Annotated in this window: 13 protein-coding genes and 1 pseudogene; 5 read left to right on the top strand and 9 right to left on the bottom strand. The window is 65.6% G+C overall.

Translation table 11 applies throughout. The annotated features are described in order from the left end of the window. From AC1DJT_RS30470 to AC1DJT_RS30460, 3 genes are all read right to left on the bottom strand, one after another. A partial coding sequence (locus AC1DJT_RS30470) for an SDR family oxidoreductase (protein WP_476835509.1) occupies positions 1–451 on the bottom strand: 451 nt, incomplete at its 3' end. A gap of 76 nt (positions 452–527) precedes the next feature. Further along, the gene (locus tag AC1DJT_RS30465) at positions 528–1,445 is read right to left on the bottom strand and encodes a DnaJ C-terminal domain-containing protein (RefSeq protein ID WP_069879466.1); all 918 of its coding nucleotides are present in this window, start codon (positions 1,443–1,445) and stop codon (positions 528–530) included. A 147-nt stretch (positions 1,446–1,592) separates the two neighbouring features. Further along, entirely contained in the window at positions 1,593–2,057 is a 465-nt protein-coding gene (locus tag AC1DJT_RS30460) for an RT0821/Lpp0805 family surface protein (RefSeq protein ID WP_476769604.1), read from the bottom strand. 127 nt (positions 2,058–2,184) lie between these two features. Here AC1DJT_RS30460 and pdxH point away from each other — a divergent pair, with 127 nt between their 5' ends. The 5 genes from pdxH (at position 2,185) to AC1DJT_RS30435 (ending at position 4,956) form a co-directional block, all read left to right on the top strand. Next, positions 2,185–2,799, top strand: coding sequence for a pyridoxamine 5'-phosphate oxidase (gene pdxH, locus AC1DJT_RS30455; RefSeq protein ID WP_441488267.1), 615 nt, complete (start codon positions 2,185–2,187; stop codon positions 2,797–2,799). 12 nt (positions 2,800–2,811) lie between these two features. Continuing rightward, on the top strand, positions 2,812–3,588 hold the full coding sequence (locus AC1DJT_RS30450; protein ID WP_052514014.1) for an SDR family NAD(P)-dependent oxidoreductase: 777 nt from the start codon (positions 2,812–2,814) through the stop codon (positions 3,586–3,588). Then, positions 3,585–4,064, top strand: coding sequence for an NUDIX hydrolase (locus AC1DJT_RS30445; protein WP_441507675.1), 480 nt, complete (start codon positions 3,585–3,587; stop codon positions 4,062–4,064). The genes AC1DJT_RS30450 and AC1DJT_RS30445 overlap by 4 nt, the downstream gene beginning before the upstream one ends. Then, entirely contained in the window at positions 4,061–4,501 is a 441-nt protein-coding gene (locus AC1DJT_RS30440; RefSeq protein ID WP_476835508.1) for a TIGR02301 family protein, read from the top strand. The genes AC1DJT_RS30445 and AC1DJT_RS30440 overlap by 4 nt, the downstream gene beginning before the upstream one ends. A gap of 185 nt (positions 4,502–4,686) precedes the next feature. Continuing rightward, a complete protein-coding gene (locus AC1DJT_RS30435; RefSeq protein WP_441488264.1) occupies positions 4,687–4,956 on the top strand; it encodes a hypothetical protein in 270 nt (89 codons plus the stop codon). A 107-nt stretch (positions 4,957–5,063) separates the two neighbouring features. On the opposite strand, the gene AC1DJT_RS30430 is transcribed toward AC1DJT_RS30435, so the two are convergent. The 6 genes and pseudogenes from AC1DJT_RS30430 to AC1DJT_RS30405 form a co-directional block, all read right to left on the bottom strand. Beyond that, positions 5,064–6,332 (bottom strand): RNA polymerase sigma factor, encoded by a 1,269-nt coding sequence (locus AC1DJT_RS30430; RefSeq protein WP_476769623.1) that lies wholly within the window; start codon positions 6,330–6,332, stop codon positions 5,064–5,066. A 54-nt stretch (positions 6,333–6,386) separates the two neighbouring features. Then, a complete protein-coding gene (locus AC1DJT_RS30425; protein ID WP_441507034.1) occupies positions 6,387–7,175 on the bottom strand; it encodes an alpha/beta fold hydrolase in 789 nt (262 codons plus the stop codon). A gap of 54 nt (positions 7,176–7,229) precedes the next feature. Next, on the bottom strand, positions 7,230–7,649 hold the full coding sequence (locus AC1DJT_RS30420) for a YciI family protein (protein ID WP_476771086.1): 420 nt from the start codon (positions 7,647–7,649) through the stop codon (positions 7,230–7,232). 97 nt (positions 7,650–7,746) lie between these two features. Next, positions 7,747–8,175, bottom strand: a complete 429-nt coding sequence (locus AC1DJT_RS30415) for a YciI family protein (RefSeq protein ID WP_476771087.1) — start codon at positions 8,173–8,175, stop codon at positions 7,747–7,749. A gap of 119 nt (positions 8,176–8,294) precedes the next feature. After that, a complete protein-coding gene (locus AC1DJT_RS30410) occupies positions 8,295–8,912 on the bottom strand; it encodes a dihydrofolate reductase family protein (RefSeq protein WP_476835507.1) in 618 nt (205 codons plus the stop codon). A gap of 8 nt (positions 8,913–8,920) precedes the next feature. Further along, positions 8,921–9,068: pseudogene (locus AC1DJT_RS30405) on the bottom strand (IS481 family transposase); the annotation flags it as partial.

The raw sequence follows: 9,068 nt of genomic DNA, 5'->3' as shown, positions 1-9,068 counted from the left end.
GCATCGAGCCGCCATTGGTCATCAGCTTCTCGGCGCGCTGCGTGACGGCGGTGAAGGAATAGCAGGAGATCAGGAGCGACTTGGTGAAATTCGCTTCAGTCGTCTCGACATAGCGGCCGGTCAGCTCGTCCTTGTCGGAGAAGGCGATGCAGTGAACGACGAAATCGAGCTTGCCCCAGAGCTTCTCGACCTCGGCGAAGACGGCATCGATCGTCGCCGAGTCGGTGACGTCGCAATGGCCGACAACATGCCCGCCAAGTTCCTTCGCCAGGGGTTCGACGCGCTTCTTCAGCGCATCGCCCTGATAGGTGAAAGCCAGCTCCGCACCAGCATCGGCCGCAGCCTTGGCAATGCCCCAGGCAATCGAGCGATTGTTCGCGACGCCCATGATGAGGCCCCGCTTGCCCTTCAGGACATTGGCGGTGGAGGAGGCAGCGCTGGATTCGGGCATCGGGGACCTGCGAACTGGACGAAGCGGAAGGTCTCTTAGCCGAGCCAGCGCCTCAACGAAAGGCTCAGTTGCTCGCTTACTCGCTMCGCGCCTTCATCAGCGCCGTCAGTTCGGGATCCTTCTCCGGCATCTCGATGTCGATTGCGACGAAGAGATCGCCGTGATGACCCTTCTCGCCCTTCAGCCCTTTGCCGCGCAGGCGAAACTGCTTCGTCGTACCGGTCAGCGGTGGAATCTTCATCTCCACGGCTCCGGTGAGGGTCGGCACATGCAGTGGCCCGCCCAGCACGGCCGTCGCCAGCGGAACCGCCACGCGGGTACGCAGATCATGGCCCTCGATCGTGAAGCGCGGATCGGGCTTGACCTTGATCGTCATCAGCAGGTCGCCAGCCTCGCCCGAGAAGGGATCGGTCTGGCCAAGGCCGCGCAGCCGCATGACCTTGCCGTCCGCAACACCCTCGGGAATCGTGACCTCGACCTCGCGCCCATGCGGCAGCTTCACACGGCGGGTAGCGCCCGTGGCGGCCTCGGCAAGCGAGACGCTCAGCGAAAAGCTCTGCTCCGGCGGTTTCTGGGGCTCATGGCGAGCCCGGCCGCCGCCGCGGCGGGCCGCGTCACCGAAAAGCGAGCCGAAAATATCGGCAGGATCGAAGCCCTGATCGGCCCCGCCACGCCCGGAAGCTGCGCCGCCGCCATGGCCGAAATTGAACTCGAACCCGCCGGCACGCCCACCCCGACCGGCGCCCATGCCCTCAAAGCCCTGGAATTTCGGCTTGCCGTCGGCGTCGATCTCGCCGCGGTCGAACTGTTTGCGCTTGGTTTCGTCACCCACGATCTCATAGGCGCTGTTGAGCTCCGAGAAGCGGTCCTGCGCCTTGGGATCATCCTGATTGCGGTCGGGATGCAGGTCCTTGGCGCGACGGCGATAGGCTTTCTTGATTTCAGCTTCGCTGGCACCACGGGCGACGCCCAGGACCTGATACGGATCGCGCATGCATGAACCCCACTCTTCGACGAGACGCTGTTTCCCGCGCCCGATACGGCACGCCGGAACAGCTCCGCCCGCTATGTGGGGAGACTGTGGCGGGAATGCAACGTTTTCCTTCCCGGCGCGGCCGCAGGCCGGATCCGGCAGCCTATGCTAGCTGAACCCCTTCCAGGGTTGCGTTTCCTTGACTGCCCATTCTCCACCGGACGGACGGCAGGCCGTGCCCTGAAGCCGAACCGGGCTGGTCTGCGTCTGGACATTGGCGATGAAGGCACGACAAATCTCGTCCGAGCGCAGGAACGGCCCACCGACCGGCGTGAACGATCCCTTCATGCCGCTCTGCGGATTATCCCAGTTGACCGCTGCGCCATTGCCCTGGGGGTCGAGGGCCAGCGCCATCGCCCCATCGGCACGGCGCAGATCCTCGGGACCAAGCTCGGTGGAGAGGGCGCCAAGCACGCTCGGCTTCGTCGTGCCGCGCGCCGGCAGGGTCGAAGTCGTCGTCATCGCCACCTCGTCTTCGGACTTGCTCGACAGGCCGAGGATCGGAAAGGAGACCGAGCAGCCGGCGCTGGCAACGGCGAGCAGCAGCACGGTGGCGACAGCAGCCGGACGCATGGGCGCAGCGCGCCGATCGAGGCTTTGGTTCGCCGCCCGGGCTGGCCTATATAAACTCGCAGTCCAACACCAAATCACAGATTGCGCTCGCCCGACGCTTAACCAGAACTTGCCGAGGATTAGACACGTGGAACGGTTAACGCCGGGTGACTTCACCGAAGTCGATGAACCCTTCGCCCTGTTCGCGAGCTGGCTGGAGGAGGCCGCGCGCTCCGAGCCGAACGACCCCAACGGCATGGCACTCTCGACGGTCGATGCCGAGGGCCTGCCCAATGTCCGCATGGTCCTGCTGAAGGGGCACGATCGCGACGGCTTCGTCTTCTACACCAACACCCAAAGCCAGAAGGGCGAGGAGCTGCTCGGCCAGGGCAAGGCGGCCGCGTTGTTCCACTGGAAGAGCCTGCGCCGGCAAGTCCGTATTCGCGGACCCGTGTCGATCGTCAGCGACGCCGAGGCCGATGCGTATTTCCAGTCTCGCCCGCGCGACAGCCGCATCGGAGCCTGGGCCTCGCAGCAGTCGCGCCCGCTCGAGAGCCGCTTCGCGCTCGAGAAGGCCGTGGCGAGCTATGCCGCGAAATTCGGTCTCAGCACGATCCCGCGCCCGCCGCATTGGACTGGATTCCGCATCGACCCGGTCTATATCGAGTTCTGGCGCGACGGCGCCTTCCGCCTGCACGACCGTGTGGTCTTCCGCCGTGCCTCGGCCGCCGAGCCGTGGACGCGAACCCGCCTTTACCCCTGAGGATCTGACCGCATGGCCATGCCGAAATTCGACTTCCCCAAGACCGAGGCAGGCAAGCGCCCGGTCATGCTCCTGACCGGAGCGAGCCGCGGGATCGGCCACGCCACGGTGATGCAGTTCGCCATGGCAGGCTGGCGCATCCTGTCCTGCTCGCGCCAGGCCTTCTCGGATAAATGCCCCTGGCCCTCAGGCGCCGACGATCATGTCCAGATCGATCTCGGCGACCCCGAGGACACGATGCGTGGCATAGCCGAGATCAAGAAGCGGCTGGCGGCCGAGGGCGGCAAGCTCAATGCCCTGGTCAACAATGCCGGCATTTCTCCGAAGGGGCCGAAGGGCATGCGCCTGGGCGCTGCCACGACCTCCTTCAATGACTGGCACCAGGTCTTCCAGGTCAACTTCTTCGCGCCGATCATGCTGGCGCGCGGCCTGCTGGACGAGCTGACCGCCGCCAGGGGCACGATCGTCAACGTCACCTCGATCGCCGGCTCCCGCGTCCACCCCTTCGCCGGTGCCGCCTATGCCACCTCGAAGGCGGCGCTCGCCAGCCTGACGCGCGAGATGGCCGCCGATTTCGGCCCGCTCGGCATCCGGGTGAACTCGATTTCGCCCGGCGAGATCGACACTGCCATCCTCTCGCCCGGCACCGAGAAGATCGTCGCGACGCTGCCGCTCGGCCGGCTCGGCAAGACGGAGGAAGTCGCGAAGGCGATCCATTTCCTCTGCACCGACGCCTCGTCCTATGTCACGGGCGCCGAGTTGCACATCAATGGCGGGCAGCACGTGTGAAGAGCCAAGGCGGCCAGGTCATCCGTTTTCCGACGCAGGCCAAGGCGGCGCGCCCAACGCTTGCCGCGTCCCTCGCGGTCTTTCGCGACGGCAAGGTGCTGCTCGCAACCCGTACCAAGCCGCCGGCCGACCAGCTCTGGTCACTCCCCGGCGGCAAGGTCGAAGCAGGCGAGACGCTTGAAGCGGCCGCACTGCGCGAGCTCGAGGAGGAGGTCGGGGTCAAGGCCGCCATTCTCGGCTTCAACCGGCATGTCGAGATTTTCGGGCGTGATGCGGCAGGCTCGGTGACGCATCATTTCGTCATCGCCTCATTCGTCGGCGAATGGATTTCCGGCGAGCCGCAGCCCGGTCCTGAGGCAGGCGCCGTGATGTGGGCCGATCCGCTCAAACTCGGAGGCTTGGCGACGACGCGCGAACTCGGTGACGTGCTGCGAAACGCCCATGCCATCCTGCAGAGCGGCGGTCAGCGGCCGTGACCTGCACCCGCCTCGCGCTTCTACTCGCCGGGATAATGGCGGTTGCGCCGTTCGGTCACGCCATTGCACAGGGGCAACGCCAGCAATCGCCGCCGCCGCCGCCGACCCAGGCCACGCCGCCCCMCGAGGCGCCGCCTCCGCCCTACGAACCGCAACTGCTCGAACTCGCCGAGATCATGGGCTCGCTCGCCTATTTGCGGACCTTGTGCGGCGGCAAGGAAGCCGATGTCTGGCGTGAGCGCATGACTGCGCTGATCGAGGCCGAAGGACGCACGCCACAGCGGCGGGAACGGCTGATGAGTGCCTATAACGGCGGTTTCCGGGCTTATTCGGCGACCCACCGGAGCTGTTCTGGCGGCAGCCAGGAGGCCGCACGGCGACTCGCCGCCGAAGGCGACCRTCTGGCCCGGTCCCTCGCCGGCCGCTATGGCGGATAGGTCACATCGGGACGAAACTGTGTCTTTCTCAAAACTCGCGCGGTCAAATTAACCTTTCTTAAACACCGCGGTAGCGCCAGCCTCCCCTGATGCGTATGAATCTGAGGCAGTCGATCGCCCCGGCGCAGGCCTGATTCTCGGGTACGCGCCGGTCCTTTGTGACMAGCCGCAGAGTCCGTGCCTTCATGTCCATCCGTCCAGACGATCTGCAGCTCGATCCCATGCTCACCGACGAGCCGGGAGATGCACGCCGCGTCGCCTATGGCTATGTCGAGGACGCCTTCAACGAGGCGCAGCAGGACGGGCTCGACAGCGATGCGCTGGCCCACGCCGCTCTCTTCGCGGCCTTTCGCACGCTGGTCGAGACCTATGGCGAAGAAGCCACAGCTGTTTTCGCCGAAACCCTGGCGGAAAAGGTGCGCTGCGGCGCCTTCACGATGGGCACACGGCACTAGATCGCCGTGCGTCCGACCGGACGTATTGTGGCGGCCCATCTCTTTGCCCCGCATCGGATTTCTCCGAAAAGTGGATCCCACTGTCCGGTCTGATGCTCTGGTCTTGCCTAGGCGCCGCTAGCGGCCCGGCGGGCATTCTCTGCGCGAGCGAGCAATAATGTTCGCTCCTGTACATTCCTCGTCATCGCCGCCGCGCGCTCGAACTCGGCCTGCGCCTCGCCATGCCGATCGAGCTTGCCGAGCAGATCGGCCCGTACGCTCGGCAGCAGATGGTAGTTCTTCAGCGAGGGTTCCGAGGCCAGTCGTTCGACCGCGGCAAGCCCGGCTGCCGGCCCCTCGGCCATGCTGATCGCCACCGCCCGGTTGAGTTCGACGATCGGCGACGGGTTGATCGCGGCCAGCGCACCATAAAGCACGGCGATGCGGACCCAATCCGTCTCTTCCGCGGTGCGCGCTCGCGCATGGCAGGCGGCTAGCTCGGCCTGGAGCAGATAGGGACCGATAACGCCACCTGTCGCTCGCGCCCGCTTGATCGCCGCAAGGCCCCGGCCGATCAGAAGATGGTCCCAGCATGCGCGATTCTGGTCGAGCAGCAGGATCGGCTCGCCGCTCGGGCCGACCCTGGCCCTGAGGCGCGACGCCTGGATCTCCATCAGCGCTACGAGTCCATGGACCTCGGGCTCCAGCGGCGCGAGCTCGGCCAGGATGCGCCCCAGCCTGAGTGCTTCTTCGCACAGGGCCGGTCGGATCCAATCCTCACCGGCTGTTGCCGCATAGCCCTCGTTGAAGATCAGGTAGACGACCTCGAGCACCGACTCGAGTCTCTCGGCCAATTCCGCGCCATGCGGAACCTCGAAGGGCACTTTGGCGTCGGCAAGCGTCTTCTTCGCCCGCACGATCCGCTGCGCCATGGTTGGCTCAGGCACCAGGAAGGCCCGCGCGATCTCCTCGGTGGTGAGTCCACCGAGCAGTCGCAGCGTCAGTGCAAGCCGCGCCTCCGTCGAGAGAACCGGATGGCAGGCCGTGAAGACCAGCCGCAGCAGATCGTCGCCGACATCGTCATCGAGCGCGGCGTCGAGATCGGGCGTCGTCTCGGTTTCGAGTTGGTGGCCAAGCTCCTGATGCTTGCGGGCGAGAAGCTTGTCGCGGCGAAGGCCGTCGAGGGCGCGGTGCTTGCCCGCCTGCATCAGCCAGGCGCCCGGATTGCGCGGTACGCCGTCTTGCGGCCACTGCTTCAGAGCCGCGACCAGCGCATCCTGCGCCAGTTCCTCGGCGCGCCCGACATCACGGGTGATGCGCGTCAGCCCGGCGATCAGCTTGGGAGCCTCGATTCGCCAGACCGTTTCAATGGTACGGTGTGCATCGCTCGCCGACATGACGGCCGATACACACCATTTCGGCCCTTGCTGCGCAAGCCGTCCGGTCTGCGGTCAGGCCGCGAGAAAGCGTTCCAGCTCTGGCGCCAACACCGGCAGCGAGACATTGTGCGTCTGCCCCTTCAGCACGGCGTGACTGGCTCCCGGAACGGAATCGGCCGCAGCCTGCGCCGCCATTCTCAGCGAGCGCGGGCTCTTCTCCCCTGCAAGCAACAGCGTCGGAACTGCGACCTTGGCGAACCGCTCGGCCGGCACCGTGAAATCGCCCATGATCGTCGTGTCGTAGACCAGCGTGTGGGCCACTGCCTTGAGCTTGGACCAGCCCGGCATCAGCCGCATCAGCCAGCCGACAAATGTCGGCATGCCGACGATATCGACCATGAAGAAGCGCACTGCGGCGCTGCGCCGGCCCGCGGCGATCAGCGCCCTGAGCTTGCCGGGGCAGTCCTGCGGCGGCTGCCGGCCCTCCTTGTCAGCGGCGAGATAAGGCGGTTCGTACAGCGCGAGCCGGCGAATCGGCACGCCTGCGGCGGCAGCTTCAAGCGCCAATGCGGCGCCGGATGAGAGGCCGACAGCCGCTGCCTCGCCGCCCGCCTCGGCGACGAGCGCAGCGATGTCCTCGATCTCGCGCTGCTTGGCATAGGTCGGCGAGTCGCCGCTATCGCCGCGCCCGCGGCGGTCATAGACGAAGACGGTGAAGCGCTCCGCCAGCAGCGGCGCAAGCTTCGGCATCGGCCCGAAGGCGCGGCTGCAGAGCGCGCCGTCGACGAGGATGACCGCCGGGCCGGAACCGAAGCGCTGATAGGCGATGGCGGTGCCATCCTTGGACAAGACCGTATTCATGAAAGCCTCCACAGACCGATGGCGCAAGACGCAGCGGCAGGTATCGTCCCGCCGTCACTCACCGCCGATGCCCATTTCCCGGAAGCGCTCGACCGATTCGAACTGCTCGAAATCCTCCAGCTCATAGAGTTCGCGGATCTCGATTTCGCACTCCTGACCCGGCTCGAAGGGCCTGGGAAAGCGCCGCGTCCATTCGAGCGCTTCCTCGCGGGACTTGGCCTTGATCACGGTGTAACCGGCGACCAGCTCCTTGGTCTCGGCGAAGGGGCCGTCAACGACGCGGTTCTTGCCGTCGGCCGAGTACTTGATCCTCCAGCCCTTCCAGCTCGGCTTCAGGCCGGAGCCGTCGAGCAGCATGCCGGCCTTGGCAAGCTCCTCGTGATAGGCCGCCATCGCCGCCATCAGACTGTCGTCTTCCGGGAAGATGCCCGCTTCGCTGTCCTTGGTCGCCTTGACCATGATCATGTAACGCATGGATTTGCTCCTGGAGTCGGTGGTCCGAAGCCGGTCGGGGCCTGGTGCCCCGCCGCTCCTGAGGACACGTCGATCGACGCGTCGCGAAATCGACAGGTCAGCCGGCCTTTTTCGCGGCCTCGGCGCGGATGCGCTCTTCCTGCTCGCGCAGCTCCGGGGTGAAGGCCTCTCCGAAATCCTCGGCCTCGAAGATCCGGCGGATCTCGATCTCGGAATCGCCTGTCATTGGATTCGGGCAGCGCTTGACCCATTCGACCGCCTCTTCCATCGACTTGCACTGCCAGATCCAGAAACCGGCGATCAGTTCCTTGGTCTCGGCGAAAGGTCCGTCGACGACGGCACGCTTGGCGCCTGAGAAGCGGATGCGTGCGCCCTTGGAGCTGGGATGCAGCCCGTCACCGGCGAGCATGATGCCGGCCTTTACCAGTTGCTCGTTATAGGTGCCCATGGCGGTCAGCAGTTCCTCGCTCGGCATGATGCCGGCTTCGGAATCCAGGGTCGCCTTGACGATGATCATGAAGCGCATCGGTCTTCTCCTGATGGGGTGGGTGGGTTCTGACTTTGGTTCGGAGAGCGGAGAATTCCCGCTCTCTGTCCTCACGTCGAACGGCGCGCTCCGGAATCGACAACGCGCCGAAACTTTTTTCAGGCTGCGCTGAGATTTTTCTCGCGGCGCGCGATCTCGTCCTCGCTCGGAGCCTCAAGCGCGAAGGAGCCGGTCGTAACCGCACCGGCTCGACGATAGGTCGCCATGATCACGCCCGTGCTCGAAACCCTGCTCTCGACCAGCGTGAAGGCAGCGGGCATGGTGCCCTCGCCGAACAGCCGCTTGCCTGCGCCGAGCACCACCGGGAAGATCAGCAGGTTGAACTCGTCGATCAGGTCCTTCGCCAGCAGCAGCTGGATCAGTTCGCTGCTGCCCTGGAGCAGGAGCTTGGGACCGTCCTGGCGCTTCAGCGCCGCCACCTCGGCGGCGATATCGCCACGTAGCGCGACCGAGTTCTGCCAGTTCAGCGTCTTCGGCGCAGAGGTCGCGACATATTTGATGCAGGCGTTGAACTTCATGGCGACCGGGTCGTCGCCGGCATGCGGCCAATGCGCCGCGAAGATGTCGTAGGTCTTGCGGCCGAGCAGCAGGTCGAATTCCTCGGCGAAGGCCTTTTCCATGACCTCGCCCATCGGCTCGTCCCAGTAGTGGAAGGTCCAGCCACCATGGCTGAAGCCGCCCGAGCTATCCTCCTCCGGGCCGCCCGGCGCCTGCATCACGCCGTCTAGATGTTCAGTCCCGGCATTTGATGGATTGGATCGAGCCTGAATCGTTCTGGCTCTGAAGTCCAGCATTTGCAGATGAACTCGTAGGGTGTGAGCCCCCTAAGGGTCTTCAGCCGGCGGCCGAAATTGTAGGCGGCAACGAAGTCT

Source organism: Allobosea sp. 05T422_2, assembly GCF_056396265.1.
Note: the sequence above shows the minus strand (reverse complement) of the source record. Positions and strands in the feature narration are given on the sequence as shown.